This is a genomic window from Corynebacterium massiliense DSM 45435 (genome assembly GCF_028609805.1).
In the GTDB taxonomy this organism is placed as follows: Bacteria; Actinomycetota; Actinomycetes; order Mycobacteriales; family Mycobacteriaceae; genus Corynebacterium; species Corynebacterium massiliense.
The window spans coordinates 233,665-253,781 of sequence record NZ_CP063189.1; the positions used below are offsets into that span (position 1 = coordinate 233,665).

General features: G+C 64.3%; 20 protein-coding genes. 12 read left to right on the plus strand and 8 right to left on the minus strand.

What is annotated here, in order from left to right:
- Positions 1-8: 8 nt before the first annotated feature.
- From CMASS_RS01130 to CMASS_RS01150, 5 genes are all read right to left on the minus strand, one after another.
- Complete coding sequence (locus CMASS_RS01130; RefSeq protein ID WP_084684444.1) at positions 9-1,661, minus strand: peptide ABC transporter substrate-binding protein; 1,653 nt, start codon at positions 1,659-1,661, stop codon at positions 9-11.
- A 121-nt stretch (positions 1,662-1,782) separates the two neighbouring features.
- Positions 1,783-3,186 (minus strand): sugar nucleotide-binding protein, encoded by a 1,404-nt coding sequence (locus tag CMASS_RS01135; protein WP_033399683.1) that lies wholly within the window; start codon positions 3,184-3,186, stop codon positions 1,783-1,785.
- 10 nt (positions 3,187-3,196) lie between these two features.
- Entirely contained in the window at positions 3,197-4,201 is a 1,005-nt protein-coding gene (rfbB, locus tag CMASS_RS01140) for a dTDP-glucose 4,6-dehydratase (protein WP_022863569.1), read from the minus strand.
- Positions 4,202-4,233: 32 nt separating this feature from the next.
- Positions 4,234-5,616, minus strand: coding sequence for a M1 family metallopeptidase (locus CMASS_RS01145; protein ID WP_027018786.1), 1,383 nt, complete (start codon positions 5,614-5,616; stop codon positions 4,234-4,236).
- A gap of 80 nt (positions 5,617-5,696) precedes the next feature.
- Positions 5,697-6,854, minus strand: coding sequence for an alpha/beta hydrolase (locus CMASS_RS01150; RefSeq protein ID WP_022863571.1), 1,158 nt, complete (start codon positions 6,852-6,854; stop codon positions 5,697-5,699).
- 318 nt (positions 6,855-7,172) lie between these two features.
- Here CMASS_RS01150 and CMASS_RS01155 point away from each other — a divergent pair, with 318 nt between their 5' ends.
- The 11 genes from CMASS_RS01155 to CMASS_RS01205 all read left to right on the plus strand — a co-directional run bounded on the left by CMASS_RS01155 (position 7,173) and on the right by CMASS_RS01205 (position 17,045).
- Positions 7,173-7,304 carry a hypothetical protein gene (locus CMASS_RS01155; protein ID WP_022863572.1) on the plus strand — a complete coding sequence of 44 codons (132 nt, stop codon included), beginning with the start codon at positions 7,173-7,175 and terminating at the stop codon, positions 7,302-7,304.
- Between the two features lie 49 nt (positions 7,305-7,353).
- Complete coding sequence (gene lpdA, locus CMASS_RS01160; RefSeq protein ID WP_022863573.1) at positions 7,354-8,766, plus strand: dihydrolipoyl dehydrogenase; 1,413 nt, start codon at positions 7,354-7,356, stop codon at positions 8,764-8,766.
- Between the two features lie 197 nt (positions 8,767-8,963).
- Positions 8,964-9,836, plus strand: a complete 873-nt coding sequence (locus CMASS_RS01165; protein ID WP_027018787.1) for a MetQ/NlpA family ABC transporter substrate-binding protein — start codon at positions 8,964-8,966, stop codon at positions 9,834-9,836.
- 288 nt (positions 9,837-10,124) lie between these two features.
- Complete coding sequence (locus CMASS_RS01170) at positions 10,125-10,880, plus strand: succinate dehydrogenase cytochrome b subunit (protein ID WP_022863575.1); 756 nt, start codon at positions 10,125-10,127, stop codon at positions 10,878-10,880.
- 30 nt (positions 10,881-10,910) lie between these two features.
- The gene (locus CMASS_RS01175) at positions 10,911-12,926 is read left to right on the plus strand and encodes a fumarate reductase/succinate dehydrogenase flavoprotein subunit (protein WP_022863576.1); all 2,016 of its coding nucleotides are present in this window, start codon (positions 10,911-10,913) and stop codon (positions 12,924-12,926) included.
- Positions 12,926-13,675 carry a succinate dehydrogenase/fumarate reductase iron-sulfur subunit gene (locus CMASS_RS01180; RefSeq protein ID WP_022863577.1) on the plus strand — a complete coding sequence of 250 codons (750 nt, stop codon included), beginning with the start codon at positions 12,926-12,928 and terminating at the stop codon, positions 13,673-13,675. The genes CMASS_RS01175 and CMASS_RS01180 overlap by 1 nt, the downstream gene beginning before the upstream one ends.
- A 60-nt stretch (positions 13,676-13,735) precedes the next feature.
- A complete protein-coding gene (locus CMASS_RS01185; RefSeq protein ID WP_022863578.1) occupies positions 13,736-14,224 on the plus strand; it encodes a hypothetical protein in 489 nt (162 codons plus the stop codon).
- 95 nt (positions 14,225-14,319) lie between these two features.
- Positions 14,320-15,636, plus strand: a complete 1,317-nt coding sequence (locus tag CMASS_RS01190) for a DUF445 domain-containing protein (protein ID WP_027018788.1) — start codon at positions 14,320-14,322, stop codon at positions 15,634-15,636.
- A 19-nt stretch (positions 15,637-15,655) separates the two neighbouring features.
- Complete coding sequence (locus CMASS_RS01195; RefSeq protein WP_022863580.1) at positions 15,656-16,051, plus strand: hypothetical protein; 396 nt, start codon at positions 15,656-15,658, stop codon at positions 16,049-16,051.
- Positions 16,052-16,061: 10 nt separating this feature from the next.
- A complete protein-coding gene (locus CMASS_RS01200) occupies positions 16,062-16,376 on the plus strand; it encodes a DUF2516 family protein (RefSeq protein WP_022863581.1) in 315 nt (104 codons plus the stop codon).
- Between the two features lie 12 nt (positions 16,377-16,388).
- On the plus strand, positions 16,389-17,045 hold the full coding sequence (locus CMASS_RS01205) for a beta/alpha barrel domain-containing protein (RefSeq protein WP_022863582.1): 657 nt from the start codon (positions 16,389-16,391) through the stop codon (positions 17,043-17,045).
- A gap of 40 nt (positions 17,046-17,085) precedes the next feature.
- On the opposite strand, the gene CMASS_RS01210 is transcribed toward CMASS_RS01205, so the two are convergent.
- Together CMASS_RS01210 and CMASS_RS01215 are read right to left on the minus strand one after the other, a co-directional pair.
- Complete coding sequence (locus tag CMASS_RS01210; protein ID WP_022863583.1) at positions 17,086-17,883, minus strand: LmeA family phospholipid-binding protein; 798 nt, start codon at positions 17,881-17,883, stop codon at positions 17,086-17,088.
- Positions 17,884-17,910: 27 nt separating this feature from the next.
- Positions 17,911-18,405 (minus strand): DUF2505 domain-containing protein, encoded by a 495-nt coding sequence (locus tag CMASS_RS01215; protein WP_022863584.1) that lies wholly within the window; start codon positions 18,403-18,405, stop codon positions 17,911-17,913.
- Between the two features lie 39 nt (positions 18,406-18,444).
- Between CMASS_RS01215 and CMASS_RS01220 the strand changes: the two genes are divergently transcribed.
- Positions 18,445-19,557: a UDP-N-acetylmuramate dehydrogenase gene (locus CMASS_RS01220; protein ID WP_022863585.1), complete on the plus strand. Its 1,113-nt coding sequence runs from the start codon at positions 18,445-18,447 to the stop codon at positions 19,555-19,557.
- 71 nt (positions 19,558-19,628) lie between these two features.
- On the opposite strand, the gene CMASS_RS01225 is transcribed toward CMASS_RS01220, so the two are convergent.
- On the minus strand, positions 19,629-20,105 hold the full coding sequence (locus CMASS_RS01225; protein WP_022863586.1) for an S-ribosylhomocysteine lyase: 477 nt from the start codon (positions 20,103-20,105) through the stop codon (positions 19,629-19,631).
- Positions 20,106-20,117 lie beyond the last annotated feature (12 nt).

Consider the following 20,117-nt stretch of genomic DNA (forward strand, 5'->3'; position numbering starts at 1 on the left):
TGGTTTCCTTACTGCTGTTTTTCGTCCTTCGTGATGGCGTAGTAACTCGGTTGTTGGCGCCAGGTGAAGTCAACGTTGTCGACGTTTTCTGACGTGCCGCCGGTCGTGTTCTCGTACCACAGTGGGATGACCGGGAGGTCCTGGAAGAGGATTTCCTGTGCTTGGTTGTAAATCTCGGTTGCCTGCTCGGGGCTTTTCGCTCCCGACGCCTTAGCTAACAGCCGGTCGAACTCGGGGTTGGAGTAGTCGCCATCGTTGGAGCCGCCCTGGCTGCCGTAGAGGGGAGTGAGGAAGTTCTCGACGGACGGGTATTCGCCTACCCAGCCAGTGCGGAACGGCGTTTCGATGGTGCGGCTGGTGACATCGTCACGCATGGATTTGAAGTCTGGGTATGCCTCGCCGTGTGCTTCGATCCCCAGCACGTTCTTGATGGAGTTCGCGACGGCCTCGGCCCACGCCTTGTTTCCTGCGCCGTCCGAGTTGTAGGCGAGCTGGAAATCGCCGTCCCACTTGTCGATGTCGTCCGCTTGCTTCCACAACTCCTTGGCCTTTTCCGGATCGAACTCGGTGACCTCGTTTCCAGGAATGTCCGAGTCGTAGCCAGGAATAGCGGGGGAGGAGAAGTCCTTGGCGGGTGTCTTCGTGCCAGCGAAGATGGTGTCGATGATTTGCTGGCGGTCGATGGCGTGGGAAATGGCCTGCCGGCGCAGCTTTCCTTCCTCGCCGCTGAAGTGGTCGAGGCGCTCCGGAATCGTAAACGAGGTGAATCCGGCATATGGCTTGTTGACTGCCCGATCACCTAAGTCCTCCTTGTAGGTGGTCATTGCGGTGTCGGGCACCGCTTCGATGACGTCGAGGTTGTTGGAGAGGAGATCGGCGTACGCAGCATCGGGGGAGGCGTAGAAATTGAACTGCACACCCTCGTTCTGTGCCTTCCGGTCACCGTTGTATTCCTCGTTGGGAACCACGGTCGCACCCTGGTTGTGGCCCCAACCTGCGAGCTTGTAGGGGCCGTTGCCGATGGGCTCTTCGCCGAACGCGTCAATGTCGTCAAAGGCCTGCTCCGGGAGCGGGGAAAAGACGTTGTAGCCGAGCCGTTCTTCGAAACCAGCCACGGGCTCGCTTAAGACGATGCGGAAAGTGCGGTCATCGATGACCTGCAGCCCCTCCATCGACGTGGCGCCTTCCTCATAGCCTTTGATCGGTTCGAAGACATATGCGTTGAGGTGGGAGTTTTCCACCGCGAAATTCCACGCGTCGACGAAGGAATGCGAGGTGACCGGGGAGCCGTCGCTGAACTTCGTGTCTTTCAGGTGGACGGTGTACTCCGTGTTGTCTTCGTTGGAATCGATGGACTCAGCCGTTTCCAGGTGGCTGTTGCCCTCGGCATCGTGGTAGGTCAGCCCGGCAAATAGGCAGTCGATGATGCGGGAGCCGCCAACCTCATTCGTGTTGGTGGGGATGAGCGGGTTCTGCGGCTCGGTCCCCTCTGTGACGACGTAATTTTCGTCGCCGCCACCGGTGATGCCGTTGCTGTTATCCACCGAGCATCCGGCGATTCCGAGCAACCCGATAGACCCAGCCACGCTGATGGTGGATAAGGCGGCCCGCTTGGCTCTGCCCAGCCTGGTTCTTACAGGACGACGTTCTGGGTAAGCCATGTAAACCTCCGCAATGATCTGAAAAACAGATCCCTCGTTCTGTGAATTTGGTTACAAGTAACCTACCCGAAGGTCACATTTTTCGATCGAAATTCGGAAGTTCTTTTTGGTTTGCGTTGGTTTATGCAGACAACGCGAGCCACAGCGCGAGCCCCGCCCGCCAGTTGCCGGGGGTGAAACCGGTCGCCGCGATCTTGTCCGTGGACAGCGTCGAATCCGCTGGGCGCGGTGCTTGGGGGCCGGCCTTGGCGGCGTAGTCCGCACCGCTGACCGGGTGGACGTTGGAGGGGTCGTCGCCGGCGCCGATGAACACGGCCATGGCGAGCTCGTCCCGGGAGACCGCATCGCCCGCGGAGGTGACGTGGTACGTGCCGTACGGGGCCTTGTCCGGGCCACAGGTAAGTAGGTGCTTAATCCCCTTCGCCAGGTCCTCGGCGTAGGTGGGGCGGCCGCGCTCGTCGTGGACGACGTCGGGCTGGACGCCCTTCTGGCAAAGATCGCGCATGGTGCGCACGAAGTTCTTGCCGTCGCCGAAAACCCAAGCGGTGCGCACCACGTAATGCTGCGGGGCGACGCGGGCGGATTCCTCCCCGGCGGCCTTCGCCGCGCCGTAGAAGTTAACCGGCGCGGGCAGATCTTCTTCGGTGAACTCCGTGCCGTTGGCGGGCGGGTTCTGCCCGAAGACGAAGTCGGTGGATACATGCACCAGGGTCAGATCGAAGCGTTGTGCAATCTGCGCGAGCCGGCGCGGAGCGGCGGCGTTGACCTGCCAGCACGCGGCGCGGTCCTCCTCGGCGCCGTTGACGTCGTTGTAGGCCGCGCAGTTGATGATCGCGCGGTAGTCGCGCCAGTTGCGCGACTCGGCGTCCGCCTGCGTGATGTCGAAGTCCGCGTGGGAGGCGAATTCGGTGCTGTCGTTGGGCAGCACCGCCCGTAGCGCCCGGCCCAGCTGCCCGTTCGCGCCGGTAACAAGCACCTTCTTGGGTTTCACGGTGGCGGTATCCCCGGTGGCATCGGCAAGCGCGGGGTGCTCTTCGTCCTTGGCGGAGACCTCCGTGGGCTCCAGCGGCCAGTCGATCTCGCGGTAGGAACAGAACGCGTACTGGGCGTCCGGCGACCAGCGATCGTTGACTAGGTAGATGTAGGTCGTGTTGTCTTCCAAGGCCTGGAAGCCGTTGGCCACGCCGCGGGGGACGAAGACGGCGGTGTCCGGGCCGATCTCGCAGCCGAACTTCTCGCCGTACGTGTCCGAGCCTTCCCGCATGTCCACCCACGCGCCGTAGACCCGGCCGTTTGCCACCGAGACGTACTTGTCCCACGGCTCGGCGTGCATGCCGCGGGTGGCGCCGCGCTTCGCGTTGAAGCTGACGTTGTTTTGCACCGGGCGGAACGTGTCGGCCTGAGTGCTGAGCCCGCGGCGCGGGAACGTCCAGTTCTCCTTGAACCAGCCGCGGTTATCGCCATGGACGTCCAGCTGCGTGACCACGAGCCCGGCAATGGGCGTCGTCGAAGTGGGTGTTGACATGACCGCCACTTTACTGGCCGCGGGCGGCGTAGCCTTCCTCCACGGCCTCCTTACTTGCCAGCCACCACTCGCGGTGGGTGCGGTACCACTCGATGGTCGCGCGCAGACCCTCCTCCAGGTCGGTGTACTGCGGCGCCCACCCCAGTTCACGCCGCAGCTTCGACGCGTCCATGGCGTAGCGCTGGTCGTGCCCGGGGCGGTCGGCCACGTGCTCGTAGGCAACCGGCTCGTCGCCGCCTCCCATGAGCGCGCAGATCATCTCCATGACCTGCTTATTGGTCACCTCCGGCTGATCGGCGCCGATATTGTAGGTTTCACCCACAGTCCCGCGTTCCAGGATGTCGAGCACCGCGCGGTTGTGGTCGTCGACGTGGATCCAGTCGCGGATTTGGGCGCCGGTGCCGTAGAGCTTCGGCGTGCGCCCGGTAAGGATGTTGGTGATCTGGCGCGGGATGAACTTCTCGATGTGCTGGTAGGGGCCGTAGTTGTTCGAGCAATTGGAAATCGTCGCCGGGACCCCGAAAGAGCGCACCCACGCGCGCACGAGGTGGTCGGAGCCGGCCTTGGTGGCCGAGTACGGCGAGGAGGGCGCGTAAGCGGTCTGCTCGGTGAACTTCTCACCACCGGACAGCGGGAGGTCACCGAAGACCTCGTCGGTGGAGACGTGGTGGAAGCGGGTCCCGTGGCGGCGGACCGCCTCCAGCAGCGTGAAGGTGCCCACCACGTTCGTGGTGACGAACGCCTCCGGCGCGCGCAGCGAGTTGTCGTTGTGCGACTCGGCCGCGAAGTGAACGATGGCGTCGGACTCCCCGGCCAGGCGGTCGACTAAGTCCGCGTCGGCGATGTCGCCGACCACCAGCTCGACCCCGTCTAACCCGGACAGCGATTCCGCGTTGCCGGCGTAGGTGAGCTTGTCCAGCACTCGCACGCGGACGTCGGGGCGGGTGGCGCGGACGAGGCGGACGAAGTTGGCGCCGATAAACCCGGCGCCGCCGGTGACAAGCAGGGATTTCATGATGGGTTTCAAGCGTAGTCGAGCGCCCCGGCTTAGTGGGGGAAGGCCGGCAAGGACGACTGGCGCACCCAGGCGGTGAGGAGATCATCGATAACGTGCGTGCCGATGCCCGCCTGTTCTGCCGCCGCATGGAAGTAGGCGACGAGGTCGTCCTCGGTGACGGTGCTGTGCTGGTTGTCGGCGAGGTACGAGCGGACGGCGGCGAAAAACGGGGCATCGCCAAGCGCCCGGCGCACCGCGTGGAGGGTCAGCGCCCCGCGCTTGTACACGCGGTCATCGAACATATCGTCCGCGCCGGGATCGGCCACGGTGATGTTCTGCGGCTTGCGCTGCAACACGTCGTAGTGGGAGCGCGCCACCCGGTGCGCGGTGGTGGTGCCGCCGGAGGCGTGCTCGGCCCACAGCCACTCGCAGTAGCAGGCGAATCCTTCGTTGAGCCAGATATCGCGCCAACCGGTCAGCCCCACGGAGTTGCCGAACCACTGGTGGCACAGCTCGTGGGCGATGAGCCGCTCGAAGGCGTGCTGGCCGCGGGCGTGGTTCGCGCCGAAGGTGGAAAGCCCCTGGGCTTCCACGGGGATCTCCAGCTCATCCGGGGTGATGACCACGGTGTAGTCCGTAAACGGGTAGGGGCCGAAGAGATCGGAGAAGAAGTCGAGCATCTCCTGCTGGTGGGAGAAGTCCTCGCGCACCGCGCCGCGCAGGTGGGCAGGTGCGAAAGCCTGCGTGGTCGGGCCGAGCGGGATGCGCTCGTACTCGCCGACCTGCACGGTGGCCAGATAGGTGGCCATGGGGTGCGCGGTCTCGAAAACCCAGCGAGTGTTGCCGGGGCCGGCGGGCTTGGTCTCCACGAGGCGGCCGTTGGCGAGGACGGTGAACGGGTCATCGGCCACCACCGCGATGCGGAAGGTCGCCTTCGCCGCCGGGGTGTCGTCGCACGGGAACCAACTGGGCGCGCCGTTGGGCTGGGAGGCCACCAGGGATCCGGAGAACGTCTCCTCCCATCCGAGCTCGCCCCAGCGGGTGCGGAGGGGGCGCGGGTTGCCCGAGTACTGAATGCGGATGGTGAAGGTGGACCCTGGCCGCGGGGCCTTCGCGAGCTTGATCCGCAGCTTGCCGCCCGACTGGCGGAAACGCACCACCCGGGGCGCGCCGCTGACCGAGACCCGGTCGGCGCTTAACGTGGCGGCCATGTCGAGGGTGAGGTTGGCGGAGGGCTCAGCCGATTCGGCATCCGCAGTAACCGTGAGGGCGGCCTGGCCCGACAGGTGGTTTGGCTCCACCCGGTAGTCCAGGTTGAGGTCGTAGTGCTCCACCGTGAACCCGGTGTTGTACTCGATGCCGGTGTACGGGTCGCGGGGAGCGTGGGCCGGGCCGGTGGAAAAACGCGAAAGGGCGACAGGAGACAGCTTCACCATAGTGCCGTCATCCTATCGCCCCGGAAAGGAAGGAAGGCCGGAGAGGTCCGGACAGGCCGTCGGCCCGGAGAGGCTCTTTAGGCCTCGAGGGCTGGGCCGAAGACCTCCCAGGACTTAATCAGGTCGTCTTCCCAGCCGTTCCAGTTGTGCACGCCCACGTCACGGAAGTTGTAGGTGGCCGGGACGCCGATGGAATCCATCTTCGCCTTCAGGTCGTGGGTGCACTTGTTCACAGCACCCTCAATCGGCATGCCCTGCAGGCCGTTGACCGTGACGGCGTTGTAGGAGCCGGACAGCTCCGAGACGCCGTACTCGTGGGCCAGGTAGCCGCCCAGGTCCTTCTCACTCAGAACGCCCGACGAGGAGGAGATGTAGGTCGGGGTGCCCTGCAGCTTGTCGGCGTTGACCAACGCGTCCTGGTGGACGTTGGTCGGCGAGCCCTGCGGGCCCCACATGCGGCGGACGTTTTCCAGGTCGGGACCCTTGACCACGCCGCGATCCACACCGACGACGATGCCGGCGGCGTTGTACTCCAGCTGGCGGGAGGTGGGGGCGCAGCCGGCGAAAGAACCGGTCGCGTCGTAGAAGTCCGGGTTGTGCTCCGCGAGCAGCAGGGAAGAGGTCGCAGACATGGACATGCCGGCGATGGCGCGCTTGCCGTTGGCGTTGTACGCCGACTCGAGCGGGCCAGGCAGCTCCTTGGTCAGGAAGGTCTCCCACTTCTGCGGGCCGCTCAGGTACTGGCCCTCGCCGGTCGGATCCTCGAGCCAGTCGATGTAGTAAGAGAACGCGCCGGCCATCGGGATGACGACGTTGACGTCCTTGTCGCTGTAGAAGTCGACCACGGAGGAGTGGGTCAGCCAGTCGGTGTCCTGCTCGCCGGAACCAGCGCCGTTGAGCAGGTAGACGGTCGGACGGTTCTCGCTCTTAGCGGGAATGACAGCCAGCGGAACCTTGCGGCCGTTCATAGCCGGCGAGGTGGCCTGCTTGAACTGGACGCGGGCGTCGTCCTTGTACTTCGGGTACCACTTCGAGTTTTCGATCCACGGCTCGACCTCGAGGTCGGAGATCTCTGCCTGCGGGCCGTTGGCCTCGGCCGGCTGACCTTCCTGGGCAGCGGCGGCTGCGGCGTCCTCTTCAGCGATGCCGGCGAACGCGGCGGGGGCGACTGCAGCCGGGGCGAGCAGCGCGCCGGTGGCGGCTGCGGCGGCGAGGGCGGTCTTGAGCTTCTTCACGGGAACTTCTTGGCCTTCCTGAAAGTCTTAAGCAGGGCTTTCCGAAAGCATAATCGCCGCTGGGCGTGCCTTCGTTATCTGCGTTAGCTACGTGACTCGTCTGAGACGACAATGTGTGGACAGTATAGCGAGCTGAGCGTCGCTGCGCCGTCTTGCGCCAGTGAGCTTAGCAGGTCAGATGACGGGGCTGTGGTACCAAAGTGACGTGTGTGACATACTTTCCTGTGCATCGACTGGCTGTCGTGGTAACGGATCACTGCCGCGCGCCGTTGATAGCTTTGGAAAAGTACTCACTCCTCTTACTTAAAGGACCGCCACATGTTCCAGCAGTTCCCGTTCCTCAACGCTTTCGAGAACCTCATCGCCAACTTCAACCACCTGCTCGGCCCGGCCCTGCACAACGGCTCCGCTGCGCTTTCGGAAGCCTCCGTTAACCTCGGCCTGTTCTAAAACTGCCGTCGTGCAGACATCGCTCACGTCCTTACGTATTCTGTAGGGCGTGAGTAATGAGCATTATGACGTTGTAGTACTCGGCGCGGGCCCTGGTGGCTACGTCGCCGCCATCCGCGCAGCCCAGCTTGGTCAGAAGGTTGCCGTCATCGAGAAGAAGTATTGGGGCGGCGTGTGCCTCAATGTTGGGTGTATCCCCTCGAAGTCGCTGATTAAGAACGCCGAGGTTGCCCACATCTTCAACCACGAGGCGAAGACCTTCGGCATCGACGGTGACGTTTCCTTCGATTTCGGGGTCGCTCACAAGCGCTCCCGTAAGGTCTCCGAGGGCATCGTCAAGGGTGTCCACTACCTGATGAAGAAGAACAAGATCACCGAAAACAACGGCTTGGGCTCCTTCGAAGACGACAAGACCATCAAGATCACCGAGGGTGATGACGAGGGCAAGGTCGTCACCTTCGATAACTGCATTATCGCCACCGGTTCGGTGGTCAAGTCCCTGCCGGACGTGGAAATCGGTGGCAACATCGTTTCCTACGAGGAGCAGATTCTTAGCGATGACCTGCCGGAGTCCATGGTCATCGTCGGTGCCGGCGCCATCGGCATGGAGTTCGCTTACGTGCTGGCGAATTACGGCGTGGACATCACCATCGTCGAGTTCATGGATCGCTGCCTGCCGAACGAGGACAAGGAAGTCTCCAAGGCCATCGCCAAGGAGTACAAGAAGCTCGGCGTCAAGCTGATGACCGGCTACAAGACCACCTCCATCAAGGACAACGGCGACGACGTCACCGTCGAGGTCGAGTCCAAGGACGGCGACAAGCAGGAGACCCTCAACGTCGATCGCTGCATGGTCTCCATCGGCTTCGCCCCGCGCGTCGAGGGCTTCGGCTTGGACAAGGCGGGCGTCGAGCTGACCGACCGCGGTGCCATCGACATCGACGAGCGTATGCGCACCAACGTTAAGGGCATCTACGCGATTGGCGATGTCACTGCCAAGCTGCAGCTGGCGCACGTCGCGGAGGCGCAGGGCGTCGTTGCTGCCGAGACCATCGCGGACGCAGAAACGCTCGAGCTCGGTGACTACCAGATGATGCCGCGCGCGACCTTCTGCAACCCGCAGGTCGCCTCCTTCGGCTACACCGAGGAGCAGGCGCGCGAAAAGTTCTCCGACCGCGAGATCAAGACCGCCACCTTCCCGTTCAGCGCGAACGGCAAGGCTGCCGGCCTGGCGGAGACCTCCGGCTTCGCCAAGATTGTGGCCGACGGCGAGTTCGGCGAGCTGCTCGGAGCCCACATCGTGGGTGCAAACGTCTCCGAGCTCCTGCCGGAGCTCACCCTGGCGCAGCGCTTCGACCTCACCGCCGAGGAAATCGGGCGCAACGTCCACATCCACCCGACCCTGTCGGAGGCGCTCAAGGAGGCTGCCGAGGGCATCGAGGGTCACACGACCAACCTCTAAAGATTCAGTGGCGCGTGAGCGCCCTGCTGCGGCAGGCCCCAGGTATGTCCTGGGGTCTTTCGGCGTTTTCGGGCACGGCTGTGGGTGGATTCAGGCTAAATAGACCAAGTGGTACGCGATTTGTTAGATTGTTACGTGGAATACAGACCGCTTGGTTCATTGTGGGCCACCTGAACGAACGAAAAGAGGATTCCACCATGCGTTTCCGTCGCGTCATTGCAACCGCCGCTGCCGCATCCCTCGCCGCGACCGGGCTGGTCGCCTGTGGGGAGAAGGAGGGCAAGTCCCAGACCATCAAGGTGGGCACTACCGACTCGGGCAAGAAGGCGTGGAGTGCCTTCGAAGACGTGGCTAAGGACAACGGCTTCAATGTCAAGATCGTCCCGTTCGAGGATTACTCCACTCCGAACGTCGCGCTGGCTCAGGGGCAAAACGACGTCAATAATTTCCAGACGCTGCGCTTCCTGGCGGAGTACAACGTGGGCAATGACGAGCAGCTCGCGCCGATCGGCTCCACCGAGATTGTCCCGCTCGCGCTGTTTTGGAAGGACCACGATTCGCTCGACGGGATCGAGGGGCAGACTGTCGCCATCCCGAACGATCCGTCCAACCAGGGGCGCGCACTCAACGTACTGGCGGCCGCCGGCCTGGTGACCTTGAAGGGGGAGAAGAACCTGACGCCGACTCCCGTGGACATCGACAAGGGCAAGTCCAAGGTGGAGATCGCGCCGACGGACGCGGCGCAGACCACCTCCGCATGGGGCGAGGGGATGCCGGCGATTGTGAACAATTCCTTCCTGGATCGCGCGGGCATTGATCCGAAAACGGCCATCTTCGCGGACGACCCGGCCTCGGACGAGGCGGCGCCGTACATCAACACCTTCGTGGTGCGGGAAGAGGACAAGGACAACCAGCTGTACAAGGATCTGGCTCAGCTATGGCATGACCCGAAGGTGCAGAAGGCGGTCGAGGAGGACTCACAAGGCACGTCCGTTCCGGTGAAGCGCTCCCCGGAGGAGATGGAAGACATCATGCACGAGGTCGAGGACGAGCTGCGTGCGGCTAAGTAGCGCGCCCCGTAAAGGCATGCGAAAGTTTGACACCAAAAGGGTTGAATCCTCACCTGTCACACCCATTGTGATAAAGCTCACGTTCAGGTGGGGGCTAGATTATTCGAAAGTGCCTCTCAGGCTTCTGGCAAGCGTGACGGGCATTTTATTTTCTCTATTTAAGTAAGTCTTGCCTAACAAGCGACGGGGTGGTAGGGGACGGTTCGTCTTCGGTCTCTTACACGCCGGTGGGACAACTGGTAACCGGCCATTAGTCCTGCGTATGGTTATAGCGACTATGGAGGTGCCATGACTTTGAAACAACCTGATCAAGAAGCAATTGCGCACGGCCGCATTAGCGAAAAGCCGTTGCGTGACAAACCGTCGATCCCCTCGTGGGTTCTGAAGCTGACCATGGCGGTCACGGGCCTACTGTTCACGCTGTTCGTGATTGGCCACATGGCCGGCAACTTGAAGTTGTACGCCCCGGCGACCGAGGACGGCGCGGCGCTCGACGTCTACGGCCGCTTCCTGCGTTCCGCCGGTGAGCCGCTCCTGCCGGAAAACGCCTTGCTGTGGATCGTTCGCATCGTGCTGCTCGCGGCACTCGTTGCGCACATCCTGGCAGCCATCATGCTCTACCAGCGCTCCGGCCAGTCCCGCGGCAAGTTCAAGCGCACGAACCTGATGGGCGGCATGGATTCCTTTGCCACCCGCAGCATGCTGGTCACCGGCATCGTGCTGCTGTGCTTCATCGTCTTCCACCTGCTAGACCTGACCATGGGCGTGCAGCCGGTTGCCTCCGATGCCTTCGTGGAAGGCGCGGTGCGCAACAACATGATCGCCACCTTCAGCCGCTGGCCGGTCACCATCTTCTACGTGATCGCCATGCTGTGCCTCTTCCTCCACCTGACCCACGGCATCAAGCTCGCTGCCTCGGATCTGGGTATCACCGGTAAGAAGTGGCGCCAGACCTTCATCGTGCTTGCTTACGTCATCCCGCTCATCGTCGTCATCGGAAACATCGTGATGCCGCTGTCGATCGCCACGGGTTTGGTCAGCTAGCAACCAGGACTGAGAGGAAAGTTCCACACCATGAGTAACACTGAATTGAAGCGGGAACACCCCGACTTCCAGCATCCCCAGTCCATCGTGGACGGTGTTCGCCCGGGCGACATCCTGGAATCCAACGAGCCCCACGACGTCCCGATGAAGGACATGTGGGAAAAGCACAAGGACCACATGCAGCTGGTCTCGCCGCTCAACCGCCGCAAGTTCGAGATCCTCGTCGTCGGCACCGGCCTGTCCGCCGGTGCGGCCGCCGCGGCGCTCGGTGAGCTGGGCTACGGCGTGAAGGTCTTCACCTACCACGACTCCCCGCGCCGCGCGCACTCCATCGCCGCCCAGGGCGGCGTGAACTCCTCCCGCTCCCGCAAGGTGGACAACGACTCCGCCTACCGCCACACCAAGGACACCGTGAAGGGCGGCGACTACCGCTGCCGCGAGTCCGACTGCTGGCGCTTGGCCATGGAGTCGCCGCGCGTTATCGACCACATGAACGCCATCGGCGCGCCGTTCGCCCGTGAGTACGGCGGCACCCTGGCCACCCGTTCCTTCGGCGGCGTGCAGGTCTCCCGTACCTACTACACCCGCGGCCAGACAGGCCAGCAGCTGCAGCTGTCGACCACCTCGGCGCTGTACCGCCAGATCGGTCTGGGCAACGTGGAGCTGTTCGCGCACCACGACATGCAGGACATCATCACCTACGACGAAGAGGGCACGAAGCGTTGTGGCGGCATCGTCACGCGCAACCTCATCACCGGTGAGCTGAAGGCCTTTACCGGCCACGCCGTCATCCTCGGCACCGGCGGCTACGGCAACGTCTTCCACATGTCCACGCTGGCGAAGAACTCCAACGCCTCGGCCATGATGCGTGCCTACGACCAGGGTGCGTACCTCGCCTCCCCGGCGTTCATTCAGTTCCACCCGACGGGCCTGCCGGTCAACTCCGAGTGGCAGTCCAAGACCATTCTGATGTCGGAGTCGCTGCGTAACGATGGCCGCATCTGGTCGCCGAAGAAGGAAGGCGACGACCGCGATCCGAACTCCATCCCGGAAGAGGAGCGCGACTACTTCCTGGAGCGCCGCTACCCGGCGTTCGGCAACCTCGTCCCGCGTGACGTCGCCTCCCGCGCGATCTCCCAGCAGATCAACAAGGGGCTGGGCGTCGGCCCGCTGAACAACTCGGTGTACCTCGACCTGGGTGACGCCATCCAGCGTCTGGGCAAGGACACCATCGCGGAGCGCTACTCCAACCTCATCCAGATGTACAAGGAGGCCATCGGCGAGTCCGCGTACGAGACCCCGATGCGCATCGCGCCGACCTGCCACTTCACCATGGGTGGCCTGTGGACGGACTTCAACGAGATGACCTCCATCGATGGCCTGTTCGCCGCCGGTGAGTGTTCCTGGACCTACCACGGCGCGAACCGCCTGGGCGCGAACTCCCTGCTGTCCGCGTCTGTCGATGGCTGGTTCACCCTGCCGTTCACGGTCCCGAACTACCTGGCTGATCACCTGGGCGAGGACAAGCTCCCGGAGGATTCCGCGGAGGCGCAGGAAGCGGTCGACCGCTCCCGCGCGCGCATCGAAAAGCTCATGACCGTCCGCGGCAACGACCCGCACGGCCCGACCTACTACCACCGCAAGCTGGGCGAGGTTCTCTACTGGGGCTGTGGCGTTTCCCGCAAGGTCGAAGACCTGAAGGTAGCCGTGGAGAAGGTCCGCGAGATCCGCCGCGACTTCTGGGCCAACGTCCGCATCCCGGGTTCCGCCGAGGACATGAACCAGGTTCTGGAATACGGCCTGCGCGTTGCTGACTACCTCGACCTCGGTGAGCTCATGTGCATCGACGCCCTCGACCGCGACGAGTCCTGTGGTGCCCACTTCCGTGAGGACCACCTGACCGAAGACGGCGAGGCCGAGCGTGACGATGACAACTGGTGCTTCGTCTCCGCCTGGGAGCCGGGCGAGACCGAGGGCGAATTCATCCGCCACGCTGAACCGCTGTACTTTGACTCGATCCCGCTGATGACAAGGAACTACAAGTAATGAAACTGACACTTGAGATCTGGCGTCAGGCTGGTCCGACGCAAGAAGGTAATTTCGAGACGGTTCAGGTGGACGACGCCGACGGGCAGATGTCCATCCTCGAGCTGCTCGACCACGTCAACGATGGCCTCATTGAGCGCGGCGAAGAGCCGTACGCTTTCGCCTCCGACTGCCGCGAGGGTATCTGCGGTACCTGTGGTCTGACCGTGAACGGCCGTCCGCACGGCCCGGGGCAGAACACCCCGGCGTGCCAGCAGCGCCTGTTCCAGTTCCACGACGGCGACACCCTCAAGATCGAGCCGTTCCGTTCCGCCGCGTACCCGATCATCAAGGATCTGGTGGTGGACCGCTCCGCGCTGGATCACGTCATGGAGCAGGGCGGCTACGTGTCCATGGACGCGGGCACCGCTCCGGACGCTGACAGCGTGCAGCTCAACCACGAGACCTCCGAGTACGCGCTGGATCACGCCGCCTGCATCGGCTGCGGTGCGTGTGTGTCTGCGTGCCCGAACGGCGCGGCCCACCTGTTCACCGGCGCCAAACTGGTGCACCTGTCGCTCATGCCGCTGGGCAAGCAGGAGCGCGGCCGCCGTGCGCAGCGAATGGTGGACGACTTGGAGCAGAACTTCGGCCACTGCTCGCTGTACGGTGAGTGCGCCGATGTCTGCCCGGCCGGCATCCCGCTGACCGCCGTGTCCGCGGTCACCCGTGAACGTGCACGCGCGGCGTTCCGCGGCAAGGCTGACTAGGATATAGTCGGTTAAGACGGACGCCCTAAGAAAAACCCAGGTTCCAGAAAGAGTTTTGCCATGAGCCACCAGCACGCTGTCGCTGATTTTCAGCGTGAGACCTACCCCACGTATGAGAGCAAGTTGGAGGACGGCTACGTCCAGGGCTACGACCCGATGTCCCTGGCCGCGCCGCACTCCTCGCTGATCCGCAACTCCACGTGGATTGGCATGGGCCTCGTGCTGTCCATCCTGCCGGCCATCGGCATCCTCATCTGGGGTCTGGGCGTGATGGCCTACCCGTATGGCACCGCCGGTGACCAGGACTTCAACATGTGGATCATCGTCGGCATCGCGGCGGTCATCGCCATCACCGTCGCCGGCTTTGGTCTCATCCGCTACGGCCGCCGTTACTACCACCAGTTTGAAAAGCGCCAGAAGCAGCAGCGCGAGGCATACGCCCAGCAGCGCCGCCTCGACGCGGGCTCCCGCACCGAGGTTCGCACTGACGCAGAGCGCAGCGGCGCGGCGCACGGTTACGCTGAGCCGGTAGACGCGAAGGACCTGTAAGACTCCAGCGTCCGAATCGCGCGTTTGCGGCCCCGCTCACCTGACCCCAAGTCAGGCGGGCGGGGCTTTTTCGTGCGTGCATTACGGTAGAGGGCATGTCTCAACACAGTGCGACCCTGACTCGCCGCAGGTCTGTGCCCGGTCCATCACCCGAGGTAGAGGCGGAACGGCGCCGCGTCCTACGGCGGCACAAGGCCGGGGTCACCGCCCTGCTGGCGCTTGCCGCGGTGATCTTTTTCGCCTGCGCCTGGGCCAGCCACCGGCCCGGGGAGACGCCCGCGTGGATTGGGTACGTGCAGGCCGCCGCGGAGGCAGGCATGGTCGGCGGTTTGGCGGACTGGTTCGCGGTCACCGCCCTGTTCCGCCACCCGCTAGGCCTGCCCATCCCGCACACTGCCCTTATCCGCCATAAAAAGGATCAGGTAGGCGGGGCGCTCTCCGAGTTCGTGGGCGAGAACTTCCTCAACGCCGAGCTCATCACCGAGAAGGTGGCGCAGGCGAACCTGCCGGAAAAGCTGGGGAGCTGGCTTGCCAGCCGCCCGGGCAATGCCGCGAAGGTCTCGCGCGAGACAGGACGGCTGACTGCGAACGCGGTGCGCGCGCTCGATCCCCGCGACGCTGAGGCGCTCCTGCAGTCCCAGGTGGTGGACCGCCTGGCCGAGCCCGACTGGGGTCCGCCGCTGGGACGTGTGCTGCAGGGGCTTATCGATGACGGAAAGGTAGAGCCCGTCGTCGACGAGATCATCGACTGGGGCTACCGCAAGCTGCTCGGCATGGAACACACGGTGGTTGAACTCATCGACGAGCGCATGCCGCAGTGGGCCCCGCGCTTCGCGCGCTCGCTGGTCGGTGACCGCGTGTACCGCGAGTTGGTCGATTGGGCGGGCGACGTGAAGTCGGACCCGAACCACCCGGCCCGCGAATCGGTGCGCCGCAACCTGGCCAAGTTCGCCGTCGACCTGCAGGAAGATCCGCAGATGATGGAACGGGTCGAGGGCCTCAAAGCTGACGTGATGGGCTCCACCCCGGTGCAGGGAGCGGCAGCCTCGATGTGGCAGGCAGCGTCCCGCGCGATCATTGAGCAAGCAGAGACTGAAGACTCCATGCTGCGCGGCAAGATCACGGATCTTGCCGTGGACTGGGGCAACAACATCCAGCGCGACCCGCAGTTGCGCGCAAGCCTCGACCGCCGCATCCAGGGCGCGGCGCGTTTTTTGGCCGACAACTATGCCCCGCAGGTCACCAGCATCATCTCCGAGACCATCGAGCGCTGGGACGCGGACGAAGCTTCCGACAAGATCGAGCTCATGGTGGGCAAAGACCTGCAGTTTATTCGCTTGAACGGCACGATCGTCGGTGCGCTGGCGGGCCTGCTTATTTACACTGTGAGCCAGCTACTGTTCGCTCTCTAACCCCGGAAGGCTCACGACAATGACTTCTGAACCGAACCGCAGCGACATCCGGCGCACGGTGGAAAACGCCGTCGACCACCTCAAAGATGCCGGTGGATCCACGTGGGACGTGGTCAAGGACTTCTCCTCCCACGTCCAGGAGCGCCGGGCCAACGGCACGGACGCGTCTGCCGCGGAAACCGTGCGGGAGGCAGCGCGCGCGACGCGTGAGTCCGCGTCTTTCGGTGCTGCCAAGAAGCACTACGACAAGGTCTACCGCGAGACCCGGGACGGCGTAGGCGAGGCGCTCACGGCGGCGCGGAAGCGCCTGCAGGCCGAAAAGGGGAAGGGAGAGTCCGGAAAGGGCGGGGCTACCCCGCACCCGGACGTCATCGCGGGGGAGGTCATCTCCACTGATGACGAGGCGCGCCGTTAGGATGACCCACATGGGTATTGGCGTCATCTTCACCGTCCTGTTCTTCCTGGAGAAGATCCTCTACGGCCTTGTCGCGCTCGCGGGAATTGCCGGAACAATCAGCGCCGCGATGACCCGCGACGACGCCTTCGACGCCGCCGACCGTCAGTCCAAGACCATTTGGGTGGTGCTGCTCGCGGCGTCCTCGATCGCCCTCGTGCTCACCACCGTTACCGCGGGCGCGGTGTTCATGCTCAGCATCATCGGCGCCGTAGTCATCGGCGTGTACTGGTGCGACGTGCGCCCGCAGATCCGCAGCATCCTCAACGGCACCTACGGCTTTTAAGGCAGGAGCATCGTGCTTGACGATGTCGCGTGGCTTGCCGCCCGCACCTTCCTCGCCCCGGTTGACGCGGAAAGCCGCCTATCGCCCCGTGAGGAGTGCGCGAATTTCCACTTTTCCCACCCGCTCCGCGGGGTTATTGTCCCGCCGACGCACGTAGAAGCTTTCGCCGATTCCGACCACAGCGTGGTGTCGCTGGCCGGTTTCCCCACCGGGCGGCACCACCGTCTGGTCAAGGCGGCAGAAGCCCGGCTGGCTATCCACGGCGGTGCCGCGGAGGTATGGGTCGCGCCCGACCCGGCGGCGGGCGACGAGAACGCGTTGCTCGTTGACTTCGCGGCGTTCCGCGAGGCCGTCCCGGCGCCGGCTCAGCTGGGGCTCGTGGTCGGGGAGATGCCGCAGAGCGTTCTGGAGCCGACGGTGCGGGCGGCGCGCGCGGCTGGAATCGATCGCCTCGTGGTGCGCGCAGACAACGACACAGCTGGCAGCTCGCGGGGGCGCACAGTGCTCGCGGCGGTCGGCGAGGTGTTGGCTGCCTCCGGCGGCGGGATAGAAATCGTCTACTGGGCCGACTCCCTGGACGAGGCGGTCGATGACCTCGCCGCGGAGGCCGCTGTCTCCGCGGCGGTGCTGCCGCCGCGGGAGCTCACGCGCGATCGTGCGGGGGACTAGGAGCTAGCGCCGGCCAAAAGCGCAAAAGCGCAAAAGCGCGCTACTTCCGGCTCGGGTCGTACTGGCCCAGGCCATCGGAAAGCTGCCGCAGGTTTACGTTCGAGCCGTGCGCGCTGAGCTTGAGCTCGCCGTCGCGGACGTCGACGTGCGTGACCTCGAGGTCGCCGGTCGAGGAGGCGTCGATCTGCTCGCGGATGGTGTCTTCAATGCCGTGGCGGGCAGAGTCCGGAAGCTCGAAGCCGAGGACTTTCGCCTGCTGCGTGTCGATGGCCAGGCGGCCGTTCTCGGCGCGCGGGTGGATGGTCAGCGAGCCTAGCCCGCCGGCGAATTCGGCGTCGATGGTGTCGTTCTCGTCGTGGGTAGTGATGTCGGTGATGACGACATCGCCAAGCCGGTCGAAGCCGGACTGCTCGCGCACGGCGTTCTGCAGCACGACGAGGATGAGCTGGTCGGGGACGGTGGTAGAGGCGTCGAGCTCGCCGGCCACCGGCTGGTCGCTGACCGTGACGTCCTTCAGGTGCGCCTCGATAGGAGGCTGGCCGTTGACGTCGGACTCGTTGATCTGAAGCGTCGACGGGGTATCCACGTTGACCTGATCGAGGGAGCCGCGAATGAGCCCCCACGTCACCGGCACGGGCCCGAAGGTGACGTGCGGATCGGAGTCCGCGGTAGAGACCTGCGCGCCCTGCTGCGCGGTCGCGTTTTTGAACTCCTCGGTGACGCGGTGCGACATGTACCACCGAGTTCCGAACTCAGCGAGGAGAACGAGGATGAGGACAGTGACTAAAGTGCCCACGACGCCTTTCCAGGCGGCGCGGGCAGCAGAAGAGTGTGACATGCGCGCTACTCTAGCGCGGCTGGTGGACTAGTCCAGATTCTCCGAGATCCACTTCTCGGTGAGCTGGCCTTCGTTGTCGAAGAGCTCGGCCAGCGGCTCGCCGACCTTGGACTCGATAGCCGGGCCCATCATCGGGATGCCCACGGAGATGTCGTTGGTGTAGGCCAGCGTGGTGGTCTCGCCCTCGCCGGAGAGCTTGATGTCGCCACCGAAGTCGACAGGGGTGCCCTTCACGTCGGCGGTGTAGTTGATGTCAGCGTTGCCGTCGTGCAGGTCACCGACCTTCACCACGCGCTTGACCTTCAAATCCTGGGAGACCAGGGCGCGAGCGGCCTCCGGCAGCAGGGTGGTGGGCAGGACCTCGTAGAGGGTAGCGGTGTTGTCAGAGAAGTCGTGGACCTCGCCAGCCTGCGGCGACAGGTTCTCCACAATGTAGTCCCAGTACTCCTTAGTGGTAAGAGCCTGGTGGACCTTCTCTGCCGGCTGGTTGATGGTCACGGTGTTTTCGCTTCGGGTTGACATGGAAAACAGACTACCGTGGTACAGGTGGCAACTGAACTCATGACCCAGCACTTGCAAGAATTCGTCGGCGTCGACATCGACTACGATTCCTCCTTCGCCGACATGACGACGCTGCGCGTGGGCGGCCGCCCCCTGTACACGGTGCGCTGCTCCAACCCAGACGCGGTGGCGTTCGTGGTCAAGGCCTTAGACAGCGAGAACATCCCGTTCGTCATCGTGGGCGACGGGTCCAACCTCCTCGTGGCCGACGAGTCCTGTGGCTTGGCGCGCCTCAACATCGTCGCGGTCACGCTGGAGTTTACGGATATCCAGGTCAACACCGATAGCGGTATCGTGCGCGCGGGCGCCGGCGCGGAATGGGACGAGGTCGTTCGCCGTTCCGTGGAGGCGGGCCTCGGCGGCATCGAGTGCCTGTCCGGTATTCCGGGGCGCGCCGGCGCGGTGCCGGTGCAGAACGTGGGCGCCTACGGCACCGAGATCGCCGAGACGCTCACCTGGGTGCGCCTCTACGAGCGGGAGACGGAAGAAGACCACTGGGTAAAGGCCGAGGAGTTGGAGCTTGGGTACCGCTCGTCGAACCTGAAATACACCAACCGCGCGGTGGTCATCGCCATCGAGCTGCAGCTGACCACGGACGGCCTGTCCGCCCCGCTGCGCTTCGGCCAGCTCACCGAGAACCCAGGGGAGCGGCGCCCTGTCGCCGAGGTGCGCGAAGCGGTGCTGCAACTGCGCCGCGGGAAGGGCATGGTGCTCAACGAGCAGGACTACGACACCTGGTCCGCCGGCTCCTTCTTCACCAACCCGGTGGTTGAGCCCGCGGTTGCCGATGCCGTGCAGGCCAAGGTCCGCGAGATCCGCGGCGAGGAGGACGCCGCCAACATGCCGCGGTTTGCCGCCCCGGGCGGCGAGAAGCTGTCGGCCGCGTGGCTCATTGACCGCGCCGGATTCAAGAAGGGCTACCCGTCGATGGACGCGCCGGCGCGTCTGTCTACCCGCCACACCCTGGCGCTGACGAATCGCGGGGCGGCGACCACGCAGGACATCGTCAAGCTGGCGCGCCGCGTCCGCGACGGCGTGGAATGTGAATACGGCGTCACGCTCGTGCCCGAGCCGGTGTGGCTGGGCTGCGAGCTGGACGAAGCAGAGGCCTAGGTCTAGGCCACTGCTTCGTACAGAGGTGGCGGACTTGGTTTTATGCTTCGTCCAGAGGTGGCGGACCTGGTTTAGGCCTCGGAGCCGTCGGCCATGACCTGGCGCCAGCCGTCCTTGTGGTCGAGGAAGTAACGCGCCCACTTCTTAGCGCCTTCCAAGTCGTGGTCGGCGCCCCAGCCGCACTGGACCTCGTTGGCGGCGGGGACCTCGGTGGCCTCGAGGATCTCGTTGAGGCCGCCCTCAACGGCGCGCAGCAGCTCATCCCAGTCCATGTGGTTGGTGATGGCGTAAAAACCGGTGAGACAGCCCATTGGCGCGAAGCCGACGAGTCGGTCGGTGTAGTTGCGCATGAACTGCGCCATCATGTGCTCGATGGAGTGCATCGACTTGGTGTCGAAGTGCTCCTTGTTGGGCTGGCAGAAGCGGAGATCGTATTTGACGATCTCCGTGCCGTTGCCTAAATCCGTGCGCCCCGCGACGCGGATGTACGGCGCGGCGACTTTGCGGTGGTCAAGGTCAAAGGACTCAACGTTGTTCTTCTCGGTCATGCGGCCGAGCTT